The sequence below is a fragment of the Blastococcus sp. TF02A-26 genome, from assembly GCF_003319125.1.
In the GTDB taxonomy this organism is placed as follows: Bacteria; Actinomycetota; Actinomycetes; order Mycobacteriales; family Geodermatophilaceae; genus Trujillonella.
Genome location: NZ_QOHG01000002.1, coordinates 1 through 23511, shown reverse-complemented (window position 1 = coordinate 23511; position 23511 = coordinate 1). Strand labels below are relative to the sequence as shown.

At 74.4% G+C, this 23511-nt stretch carries 23 protein-coding genes and 2 tRNA genes; 15 read left to right on the top strand and 10 right to left on the bottom strand.

The window, feature by feature from the left end; translation table 11 throughout:
* Window positions 1–8: 8 nt before the first annotated feature.
* Window positions 9–872, top strand: coding sequence for a 4-hydroxy-tetrahydrodipicolinate synthase (gene dapA, locus DQ240_RS02195; protein ID WP_113838033.1), 864 nt, complete (start codon window positions 9–11; stop codon window positions 870–872).
* Between the two features lie 8 nt (window positions 873–880).
* On the opposite strand, the gene DQ240_RS02190 is transcribed toward dapA, so the two are convergent.
* The 3 genes from DQ240_RS02190 to DQ240_RS23510 form a co-directional block, all read right to left on the bottom strand.
* Window positions 881–2203: an AarF/ABC1/UbiB kinase family protein gene (locus tag DQ240_RS02190; RefSeq protein ID WP_113838032.1), complete on the bottom strand. Its 1323-nt coding sequence runs from the start codon at window positions 2201–2203 to the stop codon at window positions 881–883.
* 141 nt (window positions 2204–2344) lie between these two features.
* Window positions 2345–3394, bottom strand: coding sequence for a ThiF family adenylyltransferase (locus tag DQ240_RS02185; protein WP_113838031.1), 1050 nt, complete (start codon window positions 3392–3394; stop codon window positions 2345–2347).
* Window positions 3395–3559: 165 nt separating this feature from the next.
* The gene (locus tag DQ240_RS23510; RefSeq protein WP_012950213.1) at window positions 3560–3712 is read right to left on the bottom strand and encodes a DUF5679 domain-containing protein; all 153 of its coding nucleotides are present in this window, start codon (window positions 3710–3712) and stop codon (window positions 3560–3562) included.
* Between the two features lie 390 nt (window positions 3713–4102).
* Here DQ240_RS23510 and DQ240_RS02180 point away from each other — a divergent pair, with 390 nt between their 5' ends.
* The gene (locus tag DQ240_RS02180; RefSeq protein ID WP_233498424.1) at window positions 4103–4759 is read left to right on the top strand and encodes a M48 family metallopeptidase; all 657 of its coding nucleotides are present in this window, start codon (window positions 4103–4105) and stop codon (window positions 4757–4759) included.
* Window positions 4760–4777: 18 nt separating this feature from the next.
* On the opposite strand, the gene DQ240_RS02175 is transcribed toward DQ240_RS02180, so the two are convergent.
* Window positions 4778–6121: a zinc-dependent metalloprotease gene (locus DQ240_RS02175; RefSeq protein ID WP_113838030.1), complete on the bottom strand. Its 1344-nt coding sequence runs from the start codon at window positions 6119–6121 to the stop codon at window positions 4778–4780.
* 147 nt (window positions 6122–6268) lie between these two features.
* On the opposite strand from DQ240_RS02175, the gene DQ240_RS02170 reads away from it, so the two are divergent.
* The 4 genes from DQ240_RS02170 to DQ240_RS02155 all read left to right on the top strand — a co-directional run bounded on the left by DQ240_RS02170 (window position 6269) and on the right by DQ240_RS02155 (window position 11542).
* Complete coding sequence (locus DQ240_RS02170) at window positions 6269–7291, top strand: PDZ domain-containing protein (RefSeq protein WP_199588986.1); 1023 nt, start codon at window positions 6269–6271, stop codon at window positions 7289–7291.
* A gap of 152 nt (window positions 7292–7443) precedes the next feature.
* On the top strand, window positions 7444–10455 hold the full coding sequence (locus tag DQ240_RS02165) for a UPF0182 family protein (protein WP_233498464.1): 3012 nt from the start codon (window positions 7444–7446) through the stop codon (window positions 10453–10455).
* Between the two features lie 42 nt (window positions 10456–10497).
* Window positions 10498–10571: transfer RNA gene (locus tag DQ240_RS02160), tRNA-Met, on the top strand.
* Between the two features lie 89 nt (window positions 10572–10660).
* Complete coding sequence (locus DQ240_RS02155) at window positions 10661–11542, top strand: alpha/beta hydrolase fold domain-containing protein (protein WP_113838027.1); 882 nt, start codon at window positions 10661–10663, stop codon at window positions 11540–11542.
* Window positions 11543–11551: 9 nt separating this feature from the next.
* On the opposite strand, the gene DQ240_RS02150 is transcribed toward DQ240_RS02155, so the two are convergent.
* A complete protein-coding gene (locus tag DQ240_RS02150; protein ID WP_113838026.1) occupies window positions 11552–11893 on the bottom strand; it encodes a hypothetical protein in 342 nt (113 codons plus the stop codon).
* Window positions 11894–11995: 102 nt separating this feature from the next.
* On the opposite strand from DQ240_RS02150, the gene DQ240_RS02145 reads away from it, so the two are divergent.
* A tRNA-Met gene (locus tag DQ240_RS02145) sits at window positions 11996–12069 on the top strand.
* A 99-nt stretch (window positions 12070–12168) separates the two neighbouring features.
* On the top strand, window positions 12169–12444 hold the full coding sequence (locus DQ240_RS02140; RefSeq protein WP_233498423.1) for a GNAT family N-acetyltransferase: 276 nt from the start codon (window positions 12169–12171) through the stop codon (window positions 12442–12444).
* A gap of 24 nt (window positions 12445–12468) precedes the next feature.
* On the opposite strand, the gene DQ240_RS02135 is transcribed toward DQ240_RS02140, so the two are convergent.
* Window positions 12469–12972, bottom strand: coding sequence for a VOC family protein (locus DQ240_RS02135; protein ID WP_113838024.1), 504 nt, complete (start codon window positions 12970–12972; stop codon window positions 12469–12471).
* Window positions 12973–13063: 91 nt separating this feature from the next.
* Between DQ240_RS02135 and DQ240_RS02130 the strand changes: the two genes are divergently transcribed.
* Genes DQ240_RS02130 through DQ240_RS02120 form a run of 3 tightly spaced genes read left to right on the top strand, consistent with a single transcriptional unit; the run spans window position 13064 to window position 15031 of the window.
* Entirely contained in the window at window positions 13064–14356 is a 1293-nt protein-coding gene (locus DQ240_RS02130; protein ID WP_233498422.1) for a cytochrome P450, read from the top strand.
* Window positions 14353–14547, top strand: a complete 195-nt coding sequence (locus tag DQ240_RS02125; protein ID WP_113838022.1) for a ferredoxin — start codon at window positions 14353–14355, stop codon at window positions 14545–14547. Before DQ240_RS02130 ends, DQ240_RS02125 begins: the two co-directional genes overlap by 4 nt.
* 10 nt (window positions 14548–14557) lie before the next feature.
* Window positions 14558–15031 (top strand): XdhC family protein, encoded by a 474-nt coding sequence (locus tag DQ240_RS02120; RefSeq protein ID WP_113838021.1) that lies wholly within the window; start codon window positions 14558–14560, stop codon window positions 15029–15031.
* Here the strand turns inward: DQ240_RS02120 and hisN are convergent.
* Window positions 15022–15825, bottom strand: coding sequence for a histidinol-phosphatase (hisN, locus tag DQ240_RS02115; protein WP_113838020.1), 804 nt, complete (start codon window positions 15823–15825; stop codon window positions 15022–15024). The genes DQ240_RS02120 and hisN overlap by 10 nt on opposite strands.
* A 43-nt stretch (window positions 15826–15868) precedes the next feature.
* On the opposite strand from hisN, the gene DQ240_RS02110 reads away from it, so the two are divergent.
* Both DQ240_RS02110 and DQ240_RS02105 read left to right on the top strand, forming a co-directional pair.
* Window positions 15869–16417, top strand: a complete 549-nt coding sequence (locus tag DQ240_RS02110) for a DUF2087 domain-containing protein (RefSeq protein ID WP_233498421.1) — start codon at window positions 15869–15871, stop codon at window positions 16415–16417.
* 41 nt (window positions 16418–16458) lie between these two features.
* Window positions 16459–17199 (top strand): hypothetical protein, encoded by a 741-nt coding sequence (locus DQ240_RS02105; protein ID WP_113838018.1) that lies wholly within the window; start codon window positions 16459–16461, stop codon window positions 17197–17199.
* Here DQ240_RS02105 and rsgA read toward each other — a convergent pair.
* From rsgA to DQ240_RS02090, 3 genes are all read right to left on the bottom strand, one after another.
* A complete protein-coding gene (rsgA, locus tag DQ240_RS02100; RefSeq protein WP_233498420.1) occupies window positions 17196–18071 on the bottom strand; it encodes a ribosome small subunit-dependent GTPase A in 876 nt (291 codons plus the stop codon). The genes DQ240_RS02105 and rsgA overlap by 4 nt on opposite strands.
* A gap of 143 nt (window positions 18072–18214) precedes the next feature.
* Complete coding sequence (gene aroA / locus DQ240_RS02095) at window positions 18215–19483, bottom strand: 3-phosphoshikimate 1-carboxyvinyltransferase (RefSeq protein ID WP_113838274.1); 1269 nt, start codon at window positions 19481–19483, stop codon at window positions 18215–18217.
* Between the two features lie 37 nt (window positions 19484–19520).
* A complete protein-coding gene (locus tag DQ240_RS02090; protein WP_113838016.1) occupies window positions 19521–20975 on the bottom strand; it encodes an NAD-dependent succinate-semialdehyde dehydrogenase in 1455 nt (484 codons plus the stop codon).
* 136 nt (window positions 20976–21111) lie between these two features.
* Here DQ240_RS02090 and DQ240_RS02085 point away from each other — a divergent pair, with 136 nt between their 5' ends.
* Both DQ240_RS02085 and DQ240_RS02080 read left to right on the top strand, forming a co-directional pair.
* Window positions 21112–21858, top strand: a complete 747-nt coding sequence (locus DQ240_RS02085) for an SOS response-associated peptidase (RefSeq protein ID WP_113838015.1) — start codon at window positions 21112–21114, stop codon at window positions 21856–21858.
* 1 nt (window position 21859) lies between these two features.
* Window positions 21860–23383, top strand: coding sequence for a fused MFS/spermidine synthase (locus tag DQ240_RS02080; protein ID WP_113838014.1), 1524 nt, complete (start codon window positions 21860–21862; stop codon window positions 23381–23383).
* Window positions 23384–23511: the final 128 nt, after the last annotated feature.

Genomic DNA, 23511 nt, shown 5'->3' with positions numbered 1-23511 from the left:
TGGCGGCCATGATCCGCTTCGGCCCCGTCCTGACGGCGATCGTCACACCGTTCGACGAGCGCGGGGACGTCGACGAGGAGGCCTTCGTCGCCCTCCTCCGGCACGTCTGCGCCACCGGGTCCGACGGCGTCGTGGTGGCCGGGAGCACCGGTGAGGCGGCGACCCTCAGCGACAGCGAGCACCTGCGGGTGATCGAGCTGGCCGTCCGCGAGAAGCCGGAGGGCGCCCAGGTCATCGCGGGGACGGGCTCCAACGACACCCGCCACGCCTGCGAGCTCACCGCGAAGGCCACCGAGCTCGGCGTCGACGGCGTCCTGTCCGTCACGCCGTACTACAACAAGCCCAACCGCCGCGGTCTGCTCGCGCACTACGCCGAGGTGGCGCGCAGCACCGACAAGCCGGTCCTGCTCTACAACATCCCGTCGCGGTCGGTCATCGACGTCCCCAACGACCTGCTGGCCGAGATCGCGCAGCTCGCGGACAACATCGTCGGCGTCAAGCAGGCCAACGACGACAACCTCGCGCCGATCGAGGGCCTGGACCTCTACGCGGGCAACGACGACTCCTTCGCCCGGGCGCTGGACGCCGGCGCGGTCGGCGGCATCCTCGTGGCCAGTCACGTCCTCGGATCCGAGATGCGCCGGATGGTCACCGAGCCGGAGGAGCGGGCCGGGATCGACGCCTCCCTGCGCGACGTCTACGCCGCGCTGGCGGTGACCACCAACCCGATCGGCATCAAGCGCGCCCTGGCACTGCTGGGCCACTGCTCGGCCCGCCTGCGGCTGCCGCTCGTCGAGGCCGACGAGCAGGAGACGGCGGTGGTCCGGGCGATGCTCGAGCGCCACGGCCTGCTCGAGGTCGCCCGCGGCTGAGGTCCGGCTCAGCCGGTGAAGCCGGGGAGCCACTCCTCCAGGACGGCGCGGAAGTCCCCGGCCGAGTCCAGCTGGCACAGCACGCCGATGGAGCCGATCGTCACCCGGTGGATGAGCAGGTAGGCCGGCGGCAGGTTGAGCTGCCGGCCCAGCCGGCTCGCCTCGTTGCGCGGATCGGCGATGCGGGCCGCCTGCTCCTGCATCCACGCCCGCGTGAAGTGGAAGTGGTCGGTCTCGATCGGCGCCAGCAGCGGCTCCAGGTACCCGAGCACGGCGTCGGCGTCGACCTCCACGCCGGCCCGGACGAACCCCTCGGCGCGCAGGTCGACCAGCACGTCCTCCGCCCGGCCGTCGAGCGCCCAGCGGAGCAGCCGGCCGATCGGCTCCGGATGCCCGTCGGGCAGCCGGGCGGTGGCGCCGAAGTCGATGACGCCGAGCCGGCCGTCGGGGACGAGCCGGAAGTTGCCCGGGTGCGGGTCGGCGTGCAGCAGCCCCGCCCGCTGCGGGCCGGAGAAGTGCAGCCGGGCCATGAGGAGCCCGGCGCGGTCGCGCTGCTCCCGCGTCCCGTCGGCGATGACCCGCGACAGGGGAGTGCCCTCCAGCCACTCCGACACGATCACCTTCGGTGCGCTGGCGACCACCCGCGGGACGACGATGTCGGGGTCGTCGACGTAGGCGGCGGAGAACTGCCGCTGGGCGTCGGCCTCCAACCCGTAGTCCAGCTCCTCGATCACCCGGGCCTTGAGCTCGGCGATGAGCGGCTTGACGTCCATGCCGGGGAACAGCGCGGCGAACATCCGGGCGAAGCGGGCCAGCTGGTTGAGGTCGGCCATGAGGGCGGTCGCGGCGCCGGGGTACTGGATCTTCACCGCCACGTCGCGGCCGTCACGCCAGGTCGCGCGGTGCACCTGCCCGATGCTGGCGGCGGCCGCCGGCTGGTCGTCGAAGTGTCGGAACCGCTCGCGCCACTTCCCGCCGAGCTGCTGGGCGAGCACCGCGTGCACGGTGCGCACCGGCATCGGCGGCGCCTCCTCCTGCAGCTTGACCAGGGCCTCGCGGTAGGGGGCGGCGACCTCCTCGGGGACCGCGGCCTCGAACACCGACAGGGTCTGGCCGAGCTTCATCGCGCCGCCCTTGAGCTGACCCAGGACGGCGAACAACTGCTCGGCGGTGCGCTGCTGCAACTCGGCCGAGACGGCCTCGGAGGACTGCCCCGACAGCCGCTTGCCCAGGCCGAGGGTGGCGCGCCCGGCGGCGCCCAGCGGAAGGGAGGCCAGGCGCGCCGTGCGGGCCACCGAGCCCTTGGGGATCGGCCGCTCGCTGTCGGGCACGTGTCCTCCTCGCTGACGCTGGTCGGTCACGGCGGTGTCGGGTCGTCCGGGAGCCGGTCACCGGGACGACGCTCCTGGAGCCATCATCCCCGTCGGTGCGCCCGGTCGCCGGGCGTGGGGGGAGGAAGTCCTCCCCGGGGGTCATGCGGGCGCGTCCAGGCAGCCGCACTCCGCGTGGGCGGGCCACCGGCGGCGGGCCGGCACGAGCTCGGGCCACCGGAGTTCCACCGTGGCCTCCAGTGTCGCGGGCGCGCCGCTGCCGTCCAGGTAGGCGAGTGCCTGCTGGGCGGCGGTCACGGCGGTCAGCAGGCAGGTGAGGGTCGAACCGCCGGGCGGCGCGTCGGTGGCGGTGAGCTGGGCGGCCAGCGCCGGCCACGAGGGGTCGGCGTCGCGGCGGTGCAGGTCGGCGCAGCCCAGGCAGCTGGTCCGCCCCGGCACGACCAGCGGGCCCACGACGCCGGTCTCCCCGCGGACGGTCGCCACCAGGTGCGCGGCGCCGGCCGACTGCCAGACGGTCACCACCGGATCGGCGGCCGCCCACGGGCGGGCCAGCACCACGAGGTCCGGCAGCACCCCGTCCGGCAGCGGCCGCACGTCGGCCAGCGGGCTGGCCCGGCGAACGGCGTCGGCGGCGGCCAGGGCGCGCGGTCGCCCCTCGTCCTCGGCCGAGAGTCCACCGACCACGGCGTCCCCGGCTCCCACCACGCCGCGGTCCCGCACGCTGACCCGGCCCACCCCGCTGGCGGCGAGCACCGCGGCCAGCGGCACGCCGACCCGCGTGGCGCCCTCGACGACCACCGTGGCACGGCGTCGGGCCGCCCACCGCGCCGCGCCGGGAGAGGTGCCGCGGGCCGCGGGGAGCTCGGCCGCGGTCCGCGCGACGGCGGCCGGACCGGCGTCGGAGGCCAGCAGGTCGGCGGGGTCGAGGTCGACCAGGAGTCCGGTGCTGCGCAGCCCGTCGAGCAGACCCGCGACGGCGGCGGCGTCGAAGCCGGCGGTGACCGCGTCGGCGAGCACCGACCGCTGCGGTCGCCGGCCGTCCAGGCCGCGCAGCAGCGTCGTCACCTCGGCGGCCGCGGGGCGCACCACCAGCCCGTCGCCGGCGTCCACGCCACCCACCTGGACGGCGTCGCCGGCGCGGCGCAGGAGGGGCGTGGTGGACGGCAGCAGCGGGTGGGCGGTGTCGGACACGCCGGGCAGCCTGGCACCGTCGGCGGGGCGATGCCGTCGTCGTCCACAAGCGGCAGACACGCCGACGGCGGCGCCCCCGAGGGGTACGCCGCCGTCTGTACCCCCGGCCCCTTCGCAGGGGCCCGCCGCGAGCTCGCGAGCGGTGGGGGGCGAAGGGGTCCTTCTTCAGGCCTTGCCGAGGATCCGGTTCATCTTGGTGCCGCAGACCGGGCAGGTGCCCTGGGCCATCCGGCGGCCGGACTCGCTGACCTTGACCTCGCCGTCGAAGTCGCGCTTCTCCTTGCACTTCACGCAGTAGCCGTTGTAGCTCTCCGCCACGGTGCTCCTCCTCCTGCTGGGCTCGTCCGGCCCCCGGTCCGGGGCGCCGCTGGGCAGGAACGCTACCCGCCCGCCCCCTCCCGCCCCCGTGATCGGGCGGGAGCCGGGGGCCCGGCTCCCCACAGCCTGTGGACGACGCTGTGGAGGAGCTGGGGAGTCCGTGGCGTGTCGCTGTGGGCGGGCTCGGGACAGCGGTCCCGGCTGGCTCCCTCCTGTGCCGCCGATGAGCCCCTCGACCTGCGGGAACACGCTGCGCGGGGCTGTGGAGGCCGGACAGTGCAGCACGTCGCCGGGTCGGGTGCACGTCCGTGTCCACCGTCCGTGCGGACCTGCACCCGAGTGGGTGTCGCCGTGCGGCGGCGCCCCCGGGGCCTGACTACCGTGCACTCCGTGCCCGGAAGGACCCCCGACACCCCGAACAGCCCCCGACCGGCGGATCGACCGCCGGCCGACCGGGCTCCCCGCGCGCTGCCCGCGGTCGGGCCGGAGCTCGCGGGCAGGGCCATGGGGCCGATCGAGGTGCGCCGCAGCGCCCGGCGCCGTCGCACCGTGACGGCGTACCGCGAGTCCGGCCGCACCATCGTGCTGATCCCCGCGGCGTTCACCCCGGCCGAGGAGCGCCGCTGGGTGGCCCAGATGGTGGCCAAGCTGCAGACCCGCGAGGAACGCCGCCGCCGGTCGCTCGGGGCCGACGACGAGCTCGTGGCGCGCGCCCGGGCCCTGTCGGCGGCCCACCTGGACGGCGTCCCGCAGCCCAGCAGCGTGCGGTGGGTCGACAACCAGCAGCGCCGCTGGGGCTCGTGCACGCCGTCCGACGGCAGCATCCGCCTGTCCAGCCGGCTGCGCGGGATGCCCGAGTACGTCGTCGACTACGTGCTCGTGCACGAGCTCGCGCACCTGATCGAGCCGAGCCACGACCAGCGGTTCTGGGCGCTCGTCGCCCGCTACCCCCGCGCCGAGCGCGCGCGGGGGTTCCTCGAGGGCGTCGAGACGGCCCGCCAGGACGCCGGCGCCGCGTCCTCGGAGGACGACGACCTCGTCCTCTGAGGCCGGTCCGGCCGGACCTCAGTCCCGGCCCGTCTCCCGGCCGTCCTCGGGCTCCCCGTCGGTCAGGCCCCGCAGCTCGTCGTCGAGACCGCCGCCCTGGCGGCCGACGAAGTCCAGCGGCTCGTCGAGGTCCTCCGACGTCGGCAGCAGGTCCGGGTGCGACCAGAGCCGGTCCCGCTCGGCCGTGCCGTGCTGCTGGGCCATCGCGCCCCACACGGTCGCCGCGTCGCGCAGCCGGCGGGGGCGCAGCTGCAGGCCGACGAGCGTGGCGAAGGTCTGCTCGGCCGGTCCGCCCGAGGCCCGGCGGCGGCGCATGGTCTCGGCCAGGGCCCCGTGCCCGGGCAGCCGGTCGCCGGCCGCGGCGGCCACGACGGCGTCCACCCAGCCCTCGACGAGCGCGAGGAGCGTCTCCAGCCGGCGCAGCGCCATCTGCTGCTCGGGGGTCTCCTCCGGCTCGAGCATGGGCAGCAGCCGCTGCAGGCTCTCGGGGTCGTTGGGGTCGATGCCGCCGGAACCCATGGCCTCGGTGATGCCCCGCTCGATGGCCTCGCGATCGACGGTGATGCCGCGGGCGTAGGCGTGGACGGCGTCGTGCAGCTGCTGGCGCAGCCACGGCACGTGCGCGAACAGCCGCAGGGAGGCGGCCTCGCGCAGGGCGAGGAACAAGCGGACCTCGTCGGCCGGGCGGTCGAGGCCGGCGGCGAACTCGGCGACGTTCTGCGGGACGAGGACCGCGGCCCCGGCGGGCGCGACCGGCAGACCGACCTCGGTGCCGGTGAGGATCTCCCCGGCCAGCCGGCCGAAGGCCTGGCCCACCTGGGCGCCGAACATCAGCCCACCGACCTGGCCCATCATCCCGGCGAGCGGCCCGGCCATCGCCATGGCCTCCTGGGGGAGGGCGCCGGTCATGGCGGCGACCACGCGCTCGGCGAGCGGGTCGATGAGCGTCGCCCACTGCGGGAGCGTCTGCTCGACCCACTCGACGCGGGACCAGGCGAGGGTGCGCTCCACGCCCGAGGGCAGGTCGGTGGCCTGGTCCAGCCACAGGTCGGCCAGCCGCAGCGCCTCGGTGACCGCCGTCCGCTCGGCGTCGGACACCGGCTGCGTCCCGGCGGCCAGCGCGCTGATCGCGCCCTGGCGGGCGAGGTCCCAGTTGACCGGCCCGCCGGACCAGGTCATCAGCTTCTGCAGCTCGGCGAACAGCGGCATCTTGGCCAGGAACTCCTGCGGGGTGCCGGCGCCCGCGCCTGCGCCACCGCCGAAGAGCGCGCCGAACCCGAAGGGGTCGTTGCCGGCCCCGCCCTGGTTGCGACGCTCGGGGTCGGGGTCGGGCAGGCCGAAGCCGAACGGCACGTCACTCATGGCTCCACGGTAGTCGCGATGATCTCCCCGGCCAGCCGTTCGGGAGACGATCGGTTACGCCCACGGCGCACGGCCTGGGTGCAGGGGCCCGCCGCGAGCGTGCGAGCGGTGGGGGGCACCCAGGTCCTTCACATAAGCTCGCCGCTCGTGACCCGTCGGATCGCCGTCCTCGGAACCGGCGTGGTGCTGCTCCTGGTCCTCGGCGTGCTCGGCGCGGCGATCCCCGTGCCCTACGTCGCGCAGGTCCCCGGGCCCACCCTCAACACCCTCGGCGAGGTCGACGGCGAGCCGGTCATCGCCATCGAGGGCCGCGAGCGCAACGACGTCAGCGGCAACCTCAACCTGACGACGGTCGGGGTCAGCCGGCCCGGGCTGAGCCTGGTCGAGGCGGTGCAGGGCTGGTTCGACGACGAGGTGAGCGTCGTCCCGCAGGAGGTCGTCTACCCCGCCGGACGCAGCCGGGAGGAGACCCAGCGGGCCAACCGGGAGGCGTTCCTCAGCTCCGAGGAGCGCGCGGAGGCGGCGGCGCTGAGCCGGCTCGGCTTCCCCGTGAAGGTGGTCGTGCGCGGGCTCTCCGGCGACGACTCGCCGTCGGAGGGGCTGCTCGAGGAGAACGACGCGATCGAGTCGGTCGACGGCCGGCCGACCCCGGACCGCGCGGCCCTGGACGAGGCCCTGTCCGCGGTCGAGCCCGGCAGCACGGTCACCGTGGCCTACACCCGGCTGGGCGAGCCGGGCACCGCACGGATCACCACCGGGACGACGGAGGACGGCGGCGCACTGCTGGGCGTGCTGGTCGGGGACCGGCCCTCGGCGCCCTTCGACATCGACATCCAGGTGGCCGACGTCGGTGGGCCCTCGGCCGGGCTGATGCTCACGCTGGGGATCCTGGACCTGGTGGGGGACACCGACCTCACCGAGGGCGCGGTCATCGCCGGCACCGGGACCATCACCGCCGAGGGCGAGGTCGGCCCCATCGGCGGGATCCAGCTGAAGATGGTCAAGGCGCACGAGATCGGCGCGGAGATGTTCCTCGTCCCTGCGGAGAACTGCGAGGAGGCGCTCGAGGCCCCGCAGCCGGGTCTGGTCCTCGCGCGGGTGGTCGACCTCGACGACGCGCTCGACGCCCTCGCCGACCACCGGGCCGGCCGCGAGCCGGAGCGCTGCTGACCGTGCCGCCGTCCTCCACCGACCCCTCGTGTCCGCCGTGAGGGAAGCTGGGTCCCGGCGGGGAACCCCGGGCAGGCCCGTGCGTTGTCCAGGGTTGACCGGGCCGGCGCCCGTTCTGCACCACCGCAACTAGAAGGAGACCGCTCGTGGCCATGCGGCCCCCCGTGTCCGTGCCGACGCTGTCGCGGCGCGCCAAGTTCGTCATCGGGGCCATCGCCGTCCTGCTGGTGCTGTTCACCGCCATCGGGACGCTGACCAACGTCTACGTCGACTACCTCTGGTTCGACGAGACCGGCTACACCGAGGTCTTCTGGACCGAGCTCCAGACGCGGGCGCTGCTGTTCGCGGTCGCGGGTGTGGCCACCGGTGGCGCCACCGCCCTGGCGGTCCACCTGGCCTACCGGTTCCGGCCGACGTTCCGCCCGATGTCGTTGGAGCAGCAGAACCTCGAGCGCTACCGGCAGTCGCTGGAGCCGCGGCGGACCCTGGTCCTGTCCGCGGTCGCCGTCGTCGTCGGCCTGTTCGCCGGGTTCACCGCGCAGAGCAGCTGGGAGACGTGGCTGCGCTTCCGCAACTCCACGGAGTTCGGCCGGGTCGACCCGCAGTTCGGTCTCGACCTGTCCTTCTTCGTCTTCGACTACCCGTTCTACCGGCTGCTGCTCGGCTTCGGCTTCGCGATCGTGCTGCTGGCCCTGGTCGGGTCGGCACTGACCCACTACCTGTTCGGCGGCCTGCGGCTGCAGACCCCGGGCCAGAAGCTCACGTCCGCGGCGATGGTGCAGCTCTCGGTGCTCCTGGGCCTGTTCGTGCTGCTCAAGGCGCTGGCCTACTGGATGGACCGCTACGGGCTGGTCTACTCCGACCGCGGCGACCTGTTCACCGGGGCCAGCTACACCGACATCAACGCCCTGCTGCCCGCCAAGACGATCCTCGTGTTCGCCGCGGCGTTCTGCGCCGTGGCCTTCTTCGCCAACGTCGTCGTCCGCAACCTGCGGCTGCCGGCCGCCGCGCTGGTCCTGCTGCTGCTCTCGAGCCTGGTGATCGGCGTCGCCTACCCGGCGATCGTGCAGCAGTTCGTGGTCAAGCCCAGCGCCGACCAGCGCGAGGCGGAGTACATCTCCCGGGCGATCGCCGCGACCCGCGACGCCTACGGCCTCACCGACGACGAGGTCACCTACGTCGACTACGCGCAGGACGACACGGGCGAGACGGCCGACACCGACGCGGTGCAGGACACCATCCAGGAGGCGCTGCAGGACCAGACCGGGACGATCCGCAACGCCCGGCTGCTGGACCCGAACGTGCTGTCGGCGACGTTCACCGCCCGCCAGCAGATCCGGAACATCTACGGCTTCCCGGAGAAGCTGGACATCGACCGGTACACGCTGCCCGACCCCACCACCGGTGAGCCGGTGACCCGCGACTACGTGGTGGCCGTCCGCGAGCTGGACAGCGAGAGCCTCTCGGAGAACCAGTCGAGCTGGATCAACCGGCACACCGTCTACACCCACGGCAACGGCTTCGTCGCCGCCCCGGCCAACCAGGTCGTCGACCTGGCCGCGGGGCAGGAGGGTGGCGTCCCGAACTTCACCACCCTGGACCTGCCGACCCGGGGCGACATCGTCCCCGAGCAGTCGCGCGTCTACTACGGCGAGCTCCTCCAGGACCGTGGGGAGGACATCTACTCCGTCGTCGGCGCGCCCGAGGGCGCGGAGCCGCGCGAGTTCGACCGGCCCGAGGACGGCGGCTCGGAGGACGGGCAGGTCAACAACACCTACGACGGCGAGGGCGGGGTGTCGATCGGCAGCTTCTTCCGCCAGCTGACGTTCGCCATCCACTACCGGGAGCGGAACTTCCTCCTCTCCGGCGCGGTCAACGACGCCTCGCGCGTCCTCTACGTCCGCGACCCGCGGGACCGCGTGGAGAAGGCCGCGCCGTTCCTCGAGGTCGACGGCGACCCGTACCCGGCCGTCATCGACGGGCGGATCACCTGGGTGCTCGACGGCTACACGACGTCGGACTCCTACCCCTACGCCGAGTTCATGGAGCTGCGCGAGGCGGCGTCGGACGCGCTGACCGGGCAGGGCACCACCGCGCTGCCCGAGGAGCAGTTCAACTACATCCGCAACTCGGTCAAGGCCACCGTCGACGCCTACGACGGCACGGTGCGGCTCTACGCCTGGGACCAGGAGGAGAACCCCGACCCGGTCCTGCAGACCTACATGAAGGCGTTCCCCGGCGTGATCCAGCCGGGGGACGAGATGCCGGACGAGCTCGTCGACCACGTCCGGTACCCCGAGGACCTGTTCAAGCTCCAGCGGGACATCCTGACCCGGTACCACGTGTCCGACCCGCAGGACTTCTACCAGAACAACGACCGGTGGCAGGTCCCCAGCGACCCGACCCAGAACACCGACGAGGCGCAGCCGGCGTACTACATCCTGGCCGAGCGGCCCGGTGACGACGACGCCACGTTCCAGCTGACCAGCGCGTTGAACGCGTTCCGGCGGGAGAACCTGTCGTCGTTCATCTCGGCATCGGCGGACCCGGACACGTACGGGGAGATCCAGGTCCTGAGACTCCCGGGGAACACGCCGTTCCTCGGCCCCTCGCAGGTGCAGCAGTCGTTCAACACCAACGACGACGTCGCCCGGGACCTGACCCTGTTCCGCAGCGCCGACTCCCAGCCGGTGTTCGGCAACCTGCTGACGCTGCCGATCGGCGAGGACGGGCTGCTGTACGTGCAGCCGCTCTACGTCCAGGGCACGGGGACCAACTCCTTCCCGCTGCTGCGGCGGGTGCTGGTCAACTACGGCGACCAGGTCGGCTACGCGCCGAGCCTGGACGAGGCCCTCGAGCAGGTGTTCGGCGTCGGCGCGGTCGACGTCGGCGGCGAGGAACCGGTGACACCGGAGACCCCGGAACCCGAGACGCCGGAGACGCCGGCACCCGAGACGCCGACGCCACCCCCGCCCGGTGAGGGGACCGATGCGCCGCAGGACGTCGACACGGCGGTCACCGCCATCAACGACGCTCTGCAGGCCCTCGCCGACGCCCAGCGCACCGGCGACTTCGCCGGCCAGGGCCAGGCGCTGGAGGACCTGCAGGAGGCCGTCGACGCCTACCGCGCGGCGCAGGAGGCGGCGGGCGGCTCCGGGGACTGAGGGAGGCCACCCCGCGCATGGTGTACCGTTGAGGCACACCGACGCGGGGTGGAGCAGCTCGGTAGCTCGCTGGGCTCATAACCCAGAGGTCGCAGGTTCGAATCCTGCCCCCGCTACTGGCGACAGGGCCCCGGCACTCACCGAGTGCCGGGGCCCTGTGCCGTCCCGGGGCGTGTGCCGGTCCGAGGGTCGAGGAGGACGTGCGGTGACGAGCCTGCAGATGAGGGCGGTCGCCACCGTTCTCCGGCTGACCCGCAAGCGGGCGATGGCGACCCGCGAGCGGGCGCACCGCCGGCTGGCCGCGCCGAAGGGCTCGGCGGTCCCGCCCGCGACGCTGGGCCGGCGGCACGACGTCACCGTCCGGGAGGTCGGTGGCTTCCGCTGCACGACCGTCGCCCCGCGGGGCCGGGCCGCCACGCGGGCCGCGGTCTACCTGCACGGCGGCGCCTACGTCAGCGCGATCGCGCCGCAGCACTGGGCGCTGGTCTCCCGGCTCGCCGACGCCGGCGTCCGCGTGGAGGTGCCGCACTACGGGCTGGCACCGCAGCACACGCACCGCGACGCGTATCCGTTCGTCACCGCGGTGTACCGCGAGCTGCTGGCCGAGGTGGACGCGACCGACGTCAGCCTGGCGGGGGACTCCGCCGGCGGCGGCCTGGCGCTCGGGCTGGCGCAGACCCTCGGCGCGGCCGGGCTGCCGCAGCCGCGCCGGATCGTGCTGCTGTCGCCCTGGCTGGACCTGACGCTGGGCCACCCCGACCTGCCGACGGTCGAGCGGCGCGACCCCTGGCTGGTCAGCACCGGGCTGCACGTGGCGGCGGAGGCGTGGGCCGGCGGGGACGACCCGACCGATCCGCGGCTCAGTCCCGGCAACGGCCCGCTGGCCGGGCTGGCGCCGGTGCACGTGTACGTCGGCACCCGGGAGATCTGCCTGCCCGACGCGACCGCGCTGCGGGAGCGGGCCCGTGACGAGGGCGCGGCGGTCGAGGTGACGGTCTGCGAGGGTGCGGTGCACGTCTACCCGCTGGTCCCCGCGCCCGAGGGCCGGGCGGCGCGGCGGGAGATCGTCCGCGAGATCGCCGGCTGAGTCGGCCGGTCAGGCCCAGGCGGGGTGCAGGTCCTCGTCGAGGACGGCGGCCCGGTGCCGCGGTCGGGCCGGCTGGAGCAGCGGCTTCTGGCCTCCGCCGCGCCCATGGCGCAGCAGCGGGTGCGGCCGGGTGTCGCGGACCGCGTCGGGCTCGGGGAGCCGGACCGTCGTCAGCTCCACCCAGGCCGTCCGCCGCAGCCCCTCGACGACGGCGCGGACGCGGACCCAGCAGGAGCCGTCGGCGTCGTGCCGCCAGCCGAGGAGGTCGCCGTCGTGCCAGGACCCGAGGTGGTGGACCTGCACCGGCTGCGGCGAGGCGAGGAAGCTCACCGTCGACTGCGCCGCATCCACACCGGCGACTCTAAGTGGCCGGACCATCACACTCCGGGAGGCGCGCTCGGAGGGGACCCCGGTGAGGGGGCCCGAGCGGCTGTGTACAGTGGTGTCACCCGACGCGGGGTGGAGCAGCTCGGTAGCTCGCTGGGCTCATAACCCAGAGGTCACAGGTTCGAATCCTGTCCCCGCTACTGGCACGAGGGCCCGGTCACCACGGTGACCGGGCCCTCGTCACGTCCCCGGGGAACAGCGGGCCGACGGCGCCGGTTGGGCCGGGCATGGAGCCCACCGTGCAGGACGTCCCCGAGTCCTCCCGCTACGAGATCCGCGACGGCGACCGCGTGCTCGGCCACGCCGCCTACCGCCGTGAGGGCGGCCGCGTCGTCTTCACCCACACCGAGGTCGACCCCGAGACCGAGGGCACCGGCGTGGGCAGCAGGCTCGTCCGCGGCGCCCTGGACGACGTGCGGGCCCGCCAGGAGCACGCGGTGCCGCAGTGCTCCTTCGTCCGCGGCTGGATCGAGAAGCACCCGGACTACGCGGACCTGGTCGACACCGCCCCCTGATCGCCCGCCGACCCGCTCGGCGGGTCAGAGCACCTGCTGGCCGTACATCTCCCCGAGCGGGTCGGCGATCAGCTCGACGCGGGCGCCGTCGGGGTCGCGGAAGTAGACCGAGACGCCGCTGTGCACCTCGTGCGGCACCCCTGCGTCGGCGAGCCGCTGCACCAGCTCGTGCCAGCGCTCCGGGTCCACGCTGATCGCGACGTGGTGGAGCCCGCCGAGCACCTCGGCGTACGGACCGACGTCCAGCCCCGGGAAGTCGAAGAACGCGATCAGTTTCCCGTTGCCGATGTCGAAGAAGAAGTGCGACGAGCCGGGGTAGTCCCGGTTCTCGATCAGCTCGGTCAGCGGGAACCCCAGCACGTCCTGGTAGAAGCGCACGGTCCGCTCGACGTCGGAGCTGATCAGCGCGGTGTGGTGCAGGCCGCGCGCGGTCGAGGCCGGGCGCTGGCCTGCCGGCCGCAGGTGGGCGGCGCGGATGCGCGCCCGGTCGGCCTCGAGGTCGGCGGTGTCCGGTCGGTGCTCGCTCATGACACCGATCCTCCCGCGCCGCGGCACGCTTGACCCGCGCTGTGACGCGGGCCACGGTGGAGGGGCTCGCGCGCCGATCCCGGGAGGTCCCTTGTCCGCACCCGCCGTCCCGTCCGGAACCGACTTCGGGATCAGCATCGACGACGTCGACCTCTCCGACCGGACGTTCTGGGCGCAGCCGCCCGAGGTCAAGCACGCCGTGCTCGACCTGCTACGGGCCGAGTCGCCGTTCGCCTACTTCGCCGAGCCGGTGATCCCGTACCTGCCGGTCGGGCCCGGCTACCGCGCGGTCACCCGGTACGCCGACCTCGAGGCGATCAGCTGCCGTCCCGACCTGTTCTCCTCGGGCGCCGGAGCGGTGTCGATCCAGGACATGCCGCCGGACCTCAACGAGTTCTACGGCTCGCTGATCAGCATGGACGACCCGCGGCACGCCAAGATCCGCCGCATCGTGGCCAAGGCGTTCACCCCGAAGATCCTGCAGGGGCTGGTCGGGTCGGTCCAGGCGGTCGCTGAGGACGTCGTCGCCCACGCGCGCCGCACGGCCGCGGAGGGCGACGGCACGATCGACGTCGTCGCCGACATCGCCGCGCCCGTCCCGCTGCGGGTCATCTGCGACCTCATGGGCGTGCCCGAGGAGGACCGGGCGATGGTCCTGCAGCAGTCGAACGTGATCCTCTCCGGCGGGGACCCCGAGCTCATCGAGAGCGAGGACAACGCGGTCGCGGCGTTCCTCCAGGCCGGCGAGCTGCTGGCCGGTCTCATGACCCGCATGGCGGTCGAGCGGCGCGCCCGTCCGACCGAGGACCTCACGACGGCGCTGGTGAACGCCGAGGTCGACGGCGAGCGGCTGACCGACCAGGAGATCGCCAGCTTCTTCATCCTGCTCCTGGTGGCCGGCAACGAGACGACCCGCAACGCCATCTCGCAGGGCGTGCTGGCGCTGTCCGAGCACCCCGACCAGCGGGACCGCTGGGCCGCCGACCCCGGCCTGGACCGGACCGCGGTCGAGGAGATCGTGCGCTGGACCAGCCCGATCACCTGGATGCGCCGGACCTCGACCCAGGAGGTCGAGCTCTCCGGGCAGACCTTCCCCGCCGGCACGAAGTTCCTGCTCTTCTACGCCGCGGCCAACCGGGACCCCGCCGTCTTCGCCGATCCGCACCGCTTCAACCTGGGCCGCGACCCCAACCCGCACGTCGGCTTCGGCTCCAAGGGCCCGCACTTCTGCCTGGGTGCGCACCTCGCCCGGCGGGAGATCGCCGTGACGTTCCGGACCCTCTTCGAGCACCTGCCCGACCTCGAGGTGGTCGGTCCGCCGGACCGGCTGCAGTCGTCGTTCGTGAACGGGCTCAAGCGGCTCCCGGCGCGGCTGGCCCGGTGACCCGGGTCGAGGTCGACCGGGACCGGTGCATCAGCAGCGGGGTCTGCGAGCACCTGGCCCCGGAGGCGTTCGAGCTGGACGACGACGGCGTCCTCCAGCTGCTGCCGGCCGAGCCGGACCCCGCCGTGGTCGCGGAGGCGGTCCGGGCGTGCCCCAGCGGCGCCCTGACGCTCGCCGACCGAGCGCACTAGGGATGCCGGGGTGACCGCACGCGTGCTGGTGGCCGTCTTCGCCTCGCCGGTCGCCGAGGTGCTGCTCCGCTGGGCACCGGAGCTGGGCTACCGGACGGCGCTGCTGGACCCGGACCCCGGGCGTGGGGCGCCGGCGGCCGGCGTCGGGGACCTCGACGTCCCGCTGGAGGACGCCGACGTCGTCGTGACCGACCACCACCGCGACGAGCTGGGGAAGGTGCTGCGCGACGTGCTGGCCCGTCCGGTGCGCTGGGTCGGCGTCCTGGGCAACCCCCGGCACGAGGGGCCGCACGTCGCCGCCCTGACGGCGCTGGGCGTGGCCCCGGACGACATCGCGCGGGTGCACCGCCCGATCGGCCTCGACATCGGGTCGAAGGCGCCCGCGGAGATCGCGCTGAGCACCCTGGCGGGCCTGCTGGCCGACCGCAACGGCCGGTCCGGCGGACCGGTGCACGGACCGGGGCCGGGAGCCGCTCAGGCCTGAGCGGGCGGCCGCAGGTGGGCCAGTGCGGCCTCGTGCAGCAGGCCGTTGGTGGCCAGCGCGCTGCCGCCCGTCGGGCCGGGGGCCCCGCTGACGTCGGTGAAGGTGCCGCCGGCCTCGCGCACGATCACGTCCAGGGCGGCGAGGTCCCACACCGAGACCTCGGGCTCGCACGCGACGTCCACCGCGCCCTCGGCGAGCAGCACGTAGCTCCAGAAGTCGCCGTAGGCGCGGGTGCGCCAGACCGAGCGGGTGAGGTCGAGGAAGCCGTCGAGCAGGCCGTGCTCCTCCCAGCCCGACAGCGAGGAGTAGCTGAGGCTCGCGTCGGCGAGCGTGCTCACGCCCGAGACCCGGCAGCGGGTCGCGGACTCCAGGCGCCGCCCGGTCCAGGCGCCGACGCCCTTCGCCGCCCACCAGCGACGGTTGAGCGCCGGCGCGGAGACCAGCCCGACCACCGGCTCGTCACCGTCGAACAGCGCGATCAGCGTCGCCCAGACCGGCACGCCGCGGACGAAGTTCTTCGTGCCGTCGATCGGGTCGAGCACCCACCGCCGCGGCCCGTGGCCGGTCGTGCCCATCTCCTCGCCGAGGACGGCGTCGCGGGTGCGGGCCCGGGCCAGGGTGATCCGCAGCTGCTCCTCGACGGCCCGGTCGGCGTCGGTGACCGGCGTCAGGTCGGGCTTGGTGTCGACCTGGAGGTCCTGCGCCTTGAACCGGTCCATGCTGATCGAGTCGGCCTGATCGGCCAGTACGTGCGCCAGGTGCATGTCCCCGGTGTGGTCGCGCCCCGACGTCATGGACACCGAACCTAGCGGGCCGGAGCTGGTTACCGTCGCAGGCGTGGACGCCCGACCCGATGCGATGACCGTCGCGGGGCTGCTCGCCGACCCCACCCGCCTGCGTGTGGTGGCGGCGCTGGCCCTGGGTGCGGGGACCATCGAGGAGGTCGCGGAGGCCTCGGGGCTGAGTCTCAAGGACGTCGCGTTGGCCGCCCGCCGGCTGGCCCGGGCCGGGCTGGTGCGGCGGGACCGCCACGAGCTGGAGCTGCTCACCGACCGGTTCGTCGCGGCTGCCCGCGCCGCGGCGCAGGCGGCGCCCCGCCCCGAGCCGCTGTCGGACGACCCGGCGGAGGACGCCGTCCTCTCGGCGTTCGTCCGGGACGGCCGGCTCGTGTCCATCCCGGCGCAGGCCACCAAGCGGCGGGTCGTGCTGGAGCACCTGGTACGGGTGTTCGACGTCGGCGTCCGGTACCCGGAGCGGGAGGTCAACGCGCTGCTCGCCGTCTGGCACCCGGACACCGCGGCCCTGCGGCGCTACCTGGTCGACGAGGGGCTGCTCGCCCGCGAGGCCGGCCTCTACTGGCGCAGCGGCGGCTGGGTCGACGTCTGAAGTCGGTCGACCGGGCGACGTCCGGCGGGCATCCTCGTCCGGTGCCCGACGCCGAGGACTTCCGTGCGCTGGCCAGGTCCTCGCCGTGGCTGTGGTCGACGCTGCGGTTCACGTACCGCGGTGTGCGGTGCACCGACGGGGTCCGGGCCTGGCTCCGGCGCCCCGACGTCCTGCGGGTCGAGACCGTCGCCGGTGCTCTCCTCCACGTGGACCGGACGCCCCCGTCCAGGCCGCTGCCGGTGCCCGTGTTCAGGGCCGACGGGCTGGTCGCCCGGCCGAGGGAGTACCTCGACCGGGACGGTGACCCCATGTTCGAGAACTACACCTGGGTGGCGATGCTCGACCCGGTCGAGCTCGCCGACGGCCAGGACCGGGAGCTCGGCGGGCCGGCCGGACCGCCGCTGGAGATCGACGGCGTCCGCGAGGTCGAGCACGGGGGCCGGCCGGCGTGGGAGGCCGTCGTGGCCACGACCGACACCTACGAGCCCCGCTGCGGCTGCTGCTCGCTGCTGCACGACCCGGTGATCGACCGGCTGGAGTGGGACGACGCTGCGGAGCGCTTCGGGGACGTCGACTACCCGACCGCCTCGCGGGTCCGGCTCGACGCCGGGACGGGGGTCTGCGTGCTCACCGAGGCACTCGACGGGACCTACGCCGGGAGCGGCCACGAGGTGCTGATCGAGGCCGTGGACGAGCCGATGGACGACACGCTGTTCGTGCGGCCTTCCTCCAGGGGTCCGCGCCGGGCTCGCGGGGCGTGGGGGGAAGGGAGGTCCTCCTAGTAGCCGGGGCCGACCTGACCGACGGCACCCAGCAGCACCCGCACCGCCCGCAGCTGGTCCTGCCGGGCGGGGGGCCCTGCGGCCGCCCACGCGTCGAGGGCGCAGTCCGGGTCCTCGGCGGTGTGCCCGCACCCGGGCGGGCACTCCTCGGCGGCCTGGGCGATCTCGTCGAACGCGGTCAGCACGTCGGCGGCGGTGACGTGGGCGAGCCCGAACGACCGGATGCCGGGGGTGTCGATGACCTCGCCCGCACCGTCGGGCAGGTCCAGCAGCACCGCCGACGACGAGGTGTGCCGGCCCTTCCCGATCTTGCTGACGTCGCCGATGGCCCGGAAGGCGTCGGGCACGAGCCGGTTCACCAAGGTCGACTTGCCGACACCGGACTGCCCGACCAGCACGCTCATCCGCCCGGTGAGCCGGGCCAGCAGGTCGTCGAGCGGCGCCTCCCGTGACATCGGGACGGCGTCGATGTCCAGTCCGGCGTAGCGGTCCAGCAGCGGCTGGGCGCTGGCCAGGTCGATCTTGGTGAGGCACAGCAGCGGCTCGAGCCCGCCGGCGTAGGCAGCCACCAGGCAGCGGTCGAGGAAGCCCAGCGCCGGCTCGGGATCGGCGACCGCCGTGACGATGACCAGCAGGTCGGCGTTGGCCACGACGACGCGCTCGGTCGGGTCGGTGTCGTCGGCGGTCCGGCGCAGCGAGGTGGCGCGCTCCTCGATGACGACGATGCGGGCCAGCGTGTCCGGCCGGCCGGTGGTGTCCCCGACGATCCGCACCCGGTCGCCGACGACGACGCCGTGCCGACCCAGCTCGCGGGCGCGCATCGCGGTGACCTCGACGGGCGCGCCGTCCGGGCCCTCGATGCGGACGGCCATGCGGCCGCGGTCCACGCCGACGACCAGCCCGGGGACGGCGTCGTCGTGCGCGGGACGGGTGCGGGTGCGCGGTCGCGACCCCCGCCGGCTCGGCCGGGACCGGATGTCGTCCTCGTCCGAGCGGCTGTCCAGCCGGCGGGGGCTCAGCGGGCACCGCCGAGCATCGCGGCCCAGCGCTCGCGGAAGTCCGGCAGCGTCTTGGTGACCGCCTCGGCCCCGGTCACCTGCACCCCGTCGACGACCAGCCCGAGGACGGCGGCGGCGTGCACCATCCGGTGGTCGGCGTAGGAGTCCAGCACCGCCGGCCGGCGCGGGCCGGGCTCGACGACCAGCCCGTCGGGCAGCTGCTGCACCCGGGCGCCGACCGCGGTGAGCACCTCGTCGAGGGCCTGCAGCCGGTCGGTCTCGTGGCCCCGCAGGTGGCCGATGCCGGTGAGCCGTGAGGTGCCGTCGGCGAGGACGCAGAGCGCGGCCAGCACCGGGGTCAGCTCGCCGACCTCGCCCAGGTCGGCGACCAGCGGGGAGATCGACCCGGTCCCGGTGACGGTCAGCCCCTCGTCGGTGCGCTCGACGGCGGCGCCCATGGCCGGGAGCAGCCGCTCCAGCTGGGCGCCGGGCTGGGTGGTGACCGCCGGCCAGCCCGGGACGGTCACCCGCCCGCCGGTGACCAGGGCGGCGGCGAGGAAGGGGGCGGCGTTGGAGAGGTCCGGCTCGATCGCGCGGTCGAGCGCGTGGACCGGGCCGGGCGCGACCCGCCAGCCGCGGTCGGTGGCGGTCACGTCGACCCCGTGCTCGCGCAGCGTCGTCACGGTCATCTCGACGTGCGGCATCGACGGCAGCCCGCCGGCGAGCGCGAGGTCCACCCCCTCGTCGAACCGGGCGGCGGCCAGCAGCAGGCCGGAGACGATCTGCGAGGACTCCGACGCGTCGACGGTCACCGCGCCGCCCCGCACGCCGCCGGTTCCGTGCACGGTGAAGGGGGCCCGGCCGCGGCCGCCGTCGTCCACCTCGACCCCGAGGTCGCGCAGCGCGGCGATCAGGCCGGCGTTGGGGCGCTCGTGCAGCCGCGGGTCGCCGTCCACCCGCACCGGGCCGTCGGCCAGCGCGGCGACCGGCGGGAGGAAGCGCAGCACGGTGCCGGCCAGGCCGGCGTCCACCTCCGCGGGCCCGTGCAACGGCGCGGGGGTCACCACCTGGTCCGCGCCGTCGTCGTCGATCCGGACGCCCAGCGCGCGCAGCGCGCCGGCCATGAGGTCGGTGTCGCGGGCCCGCAGCGGACGCACCAGGCGGCTCGGCCCGTCGGCCAGGGCGGCCAGGACCAGTGCCCGCGCCGTGATCGACTTCGACCCGGGCAGGACGACGACCGAGTCGACGGGGGAGGGGGCGTGCGGCGCCGGCCAGACCTCGGTCACGGCCTCAGTCTGCCCGAGCGCACGCACGCCCCCGTCCTCAGCCGGAGACCGGCTTCGAGGCCTTCTTCACCGGGACGGTGCGCACCAGCCGGCGGTTGGCGAACTCGAACATCGCCAGCTCCGAGAGCTCCCGGCCGTAGCCGGACCGCTTCACGCCGCCGAAGGGCAGCTCCGGCGAGGAGCCGGTGGGCTGGTTGATCCACACCATGCCGGCCTCGAGCCGCTCGGCGACCGCGCGGGCGCGGTCCACGTCGCTGCTCATGACCGTGGCGCCGAGGCCGAAGTCGCTGTCGTTGGCCAGCGCGATCGCCTCCTCGTCGTCCTTCACCTTGTAGACGACGGCGGCCGGGCCGAAGAGCTCCTCGCGGAAGGCCCGCATCTCCGGGGTGACGTCGGTGAGGATCGTGGCCTCGACGAAGGCGCCGGGCCGGTCGGGGCGCTTGCCGCCGGCGACGACGGTGGCGCCCTTGTCGATCGCGTCCTGGATCTGCGCGTGCAGGTCCTGGGCGGCGCGCTCGCTCGACAGCGGGGCCAGCGACGTCGCCGGATCGGCCGGGTCGCCGGGCGTGAAGGTGGAGAACGCCTGCTTGAGCCCCTCGACGAAGGGCTCGTAGTGCTCCTCGGTCACGATCAGCCGCTTGGACGCCGTGCAGGCCTGGCCGGTGTTCTGCATCCGGCCGGAGGTCGCGGCCTTGACCGTGGCGGCCATGTCCTCGGCGTCGAGCACGATGAACGGGTCGCTGCCGCCCAGCTCGAGCACCGACTTCTTCAGGTACTTGCCGGCCAGGGCGCCCACGGCACTGCCGGCCCGCTCGCTGCCGGTCAGGGTCACGCCCTGGATGCGGGGGTCGGCGATGACCCGCTCGACGTCGTCGATGCGCAGGAACGTGTTGGTGAAGACGCCCTCCGGAGCGCCGGCGTCGGTGAACAGCTGCTCGATCGCCTCGGCGCACTGCGGGGTGATCTCGGCGTGCTTGAGGATCACCGTGTTGCCCAGCACCAGGTTGGGGCCGGCGACACGGACCACCTGGTAGAAGGGGTAGTTCCAGGGCTCGATGGCCAGCAGGACGCCGATCGGCCGGGTCTCGACGACGGCCTCGCCCTTGCCCATCAGCGGCGTGATGGACGTCGGCTCGAGGAAGCCGGGGCCGTTGTCGGCGTAGTACTTGAGGATCATCGAGCACAGGTACAGCTCGCCGGTCGCCTCGTCGCGGCGCTTGCCCATCTCGGTGGTGATGAGCTTCGCGAGGTCGTCGCGGCGCTCGTCCATGAGCTCGGCGGCCCGGCGGACGACGGCCGCCCGGTCGGCGACCGGGCGCTGCGCCCACTCCTGGTAGGCGGCGTGCGCCCGGCCGATGATCCCGTCGATCGCCTCGGTCGGGGTGAAGTCGAACTCCTTCTCGGTCTCGCCGGTGAAGGGGTTGACCGTCGCGTACTTCCGGGACCCGGAGTCGCTGGCAGTCTTGGCCTGCTGGGTGTCTGTCGCGGTCACGCGTCCATCCTCGTCTCGTCCTCGTCCGATGCCACCCGGGGCCCTACCCGGCGGCGGTCCGGCGCACGCGACGCGGCCTGTCGGTGCGCCCACCTAGGCTCGTGGAGCCGACGCCCCTGCAGGGAGGAGCCCGCCGATGTGCGGTCGCTACGCCGCGAGCCGCCGTCCCGACGACCTGGTGGTCGAGTTCGAGGCGGTGCCCGCCGAGGGGCAGAAGCCGTTGCCGGCCGACTACAACGTCGCGCCGACCAAGGACGTCTACGTCGTCCGGCACAAGCGCGAGCGCGACGCGGAGGGCGCTCTCACCGGCGGCGGCCACCGCGAGCTGCGTGCGGTCCGCTGGGGGCTGGTGCCGTCCTGGGCCAAGGACGCGTCGATCGGCAACCGGCTGCTCAACGCCCGCGTCGAGTCGCTGACCGAGAAGCCCGCCTTCCGTCGCGCCGCGGCCTCCCGGCGCTGCCTGGTCCCGGCCGACGGCTGGTACGAGTGGGCCAAGCGGCTGGACCGGCCGGGCAAGCAGCCGTACTTCATCACCCCGGCCGATGGCTCGGTCCTGGCCATGGCCGGGCTGTGGGAGGTGTGGGGGGAGGGCGACGACCGGCTCTACACCTGCACGGTCGTCACCGCGCCGGCGCAGGGCGCGCTCACCGAGATCCACGACCGCATGCCGCTCGTGCTGCCCCGGGAGCGCTGGGCCGACTGGCTCGACCCGGCGCGCGACGACGTCGCGGCGCTGACCCGGCCGACGCCCCCGGAGCTCGTCGAGGCGCTCGAGCCGCGGCCGGTCAGCCCGATGGTCAACAGCGTGAAGAACAACGGCGCCCAGCTCACGGAGCGGTCGGAGTCGGTCAGCGAGCCGGCCGACCAGCCGGCGCTGTTCTGAGGTGACCGCACCGGATCCCGCCCCCGACAGCCGGGCGCTGCCCGGCTGGGTCGCCGCCGGTCTGACCTTCCTGTGCTCCGGTGCGGTGCTGGTCCTGGAGATCGCCGGCCTGCGGCTGATCGCCCCCTACGTCGGGATCACGCTGCAGACCAACACCGCGGTCATCGGGTTCGCCCTGGCCGCCATCGCCGTCGGCGCCTGGGCCGGGGGCAGCCTCGCCGACCGCACGGACCCGCGCCGCTTCATCCCGCCGCTCGTGGTCGCCGGGGGCGCGCTGGTGGTCGCGGTGCTCCCGCTGGTGCGGTTCACCGGCGAGGCGTTCAGCGGCGCCGACGCCGGCAGCGTGCTGCTGCTGGCCTTCGTCGCGATCGTCGTCCCGGCGGCGCTGCTGTCCGCCGTGCCGCCGATGGTCGTGAAGCTCCAGCTCGCCAGCCTCGACGAGACCGGCGCGGTCGTCGGCCGGCTGTCGGGCATCGGCACCCTCGGCGGCATCGCGGCCACGTTCCTCACCGGCTTCGTGCTGGTGGCGGTGTTCCCGACCAGCGGCATCCTCGTGGGCACCGGCCTGGTCACGGTGCTCGCCGGGATCGCCTCGGCGGTGTACCTGCGCCGCGCGGCCGGGAGCACCGCACGGGTGACCACCGGGCTGCTCGTCCTCGCCGTCGTCGGCACCCTGCTGGCCGCCCTCGCGCCGACGCCGTGCGCGGAGGAGACGAGCTACCACTGCGCCCGGGTGGTTGCCGACCCCGACCGGCCGAACGGGCGGTTGCTGCTGCTGGACACGCTGCGGCACTCCTACGTCGACCTCGCCGACCCCACGCACCTGGAGTTCGAGTACGTGCGGGCGATCGCGTCGGTCACCGACGTCGCGCTGCCCGCGGGGGAGCCGGTCTCGGCGCTGCACCTGGGCGGAGGCGGCCTCACGGTGCCGCGCTACCTCGCGCAGGCCCGGCCGGGCACCGAGAGCCTCGTCCTGGAGGTCGACCCCGGCGTCGTGGCGATCGACCGCGACCAGCTCGGGCTGGAGACCTCCGAGCAGCTGCGGGTGCGGGTGGTCGACGCCCGCATCGGGCTGGCCGACGAGCCGGCCGGGCGCCGGGACCTGGTGGTGGGCGACGCCTTCGGAGGCCTGTCGGTGCCCTGGCAGCTCACCACGGTCGAGGCGCTGGAGGCGGTGGACGCGGCGCTGACCGACGACGGCGTCTACGTCGTGAACCTCATCGACCACCCGCCGCTGGACTTCGTCCGCGCGGAGCTCGCGACGATGCGCGCGGTGTTCGGGCACGTGGTGCTGCTGGCGCGCGCGCCGATCCTGGCGGGGGAGGACGGCGGCAACGTCGTCGCGGTGGCCTCGCAACGACCGCTGCCGGTCGAGGAGATCGCCGCGGCGCTGCCGGACCGCGACCTGGCCTGGCAGGTCGCCGAGGGTGCCGAGCTCGACGCGTTCGTCGGCGACGCCCGCCTGCTCACCGACGACGCCGCTCCCGTCGACCAGCTGCTGACGCCGTACGCGGCCCCGGGCTAGCTGTACTGATCGGACAGGTTGGTGCACGGCCTCTGGCCGAGGGTGATCTTGAAGTGAGGAGGGACCTCCGGGTTGGCTGTGGGAGCCGCCAAGCACCCACTCCGACCACAGGAGGTCCCTCGTGGTTC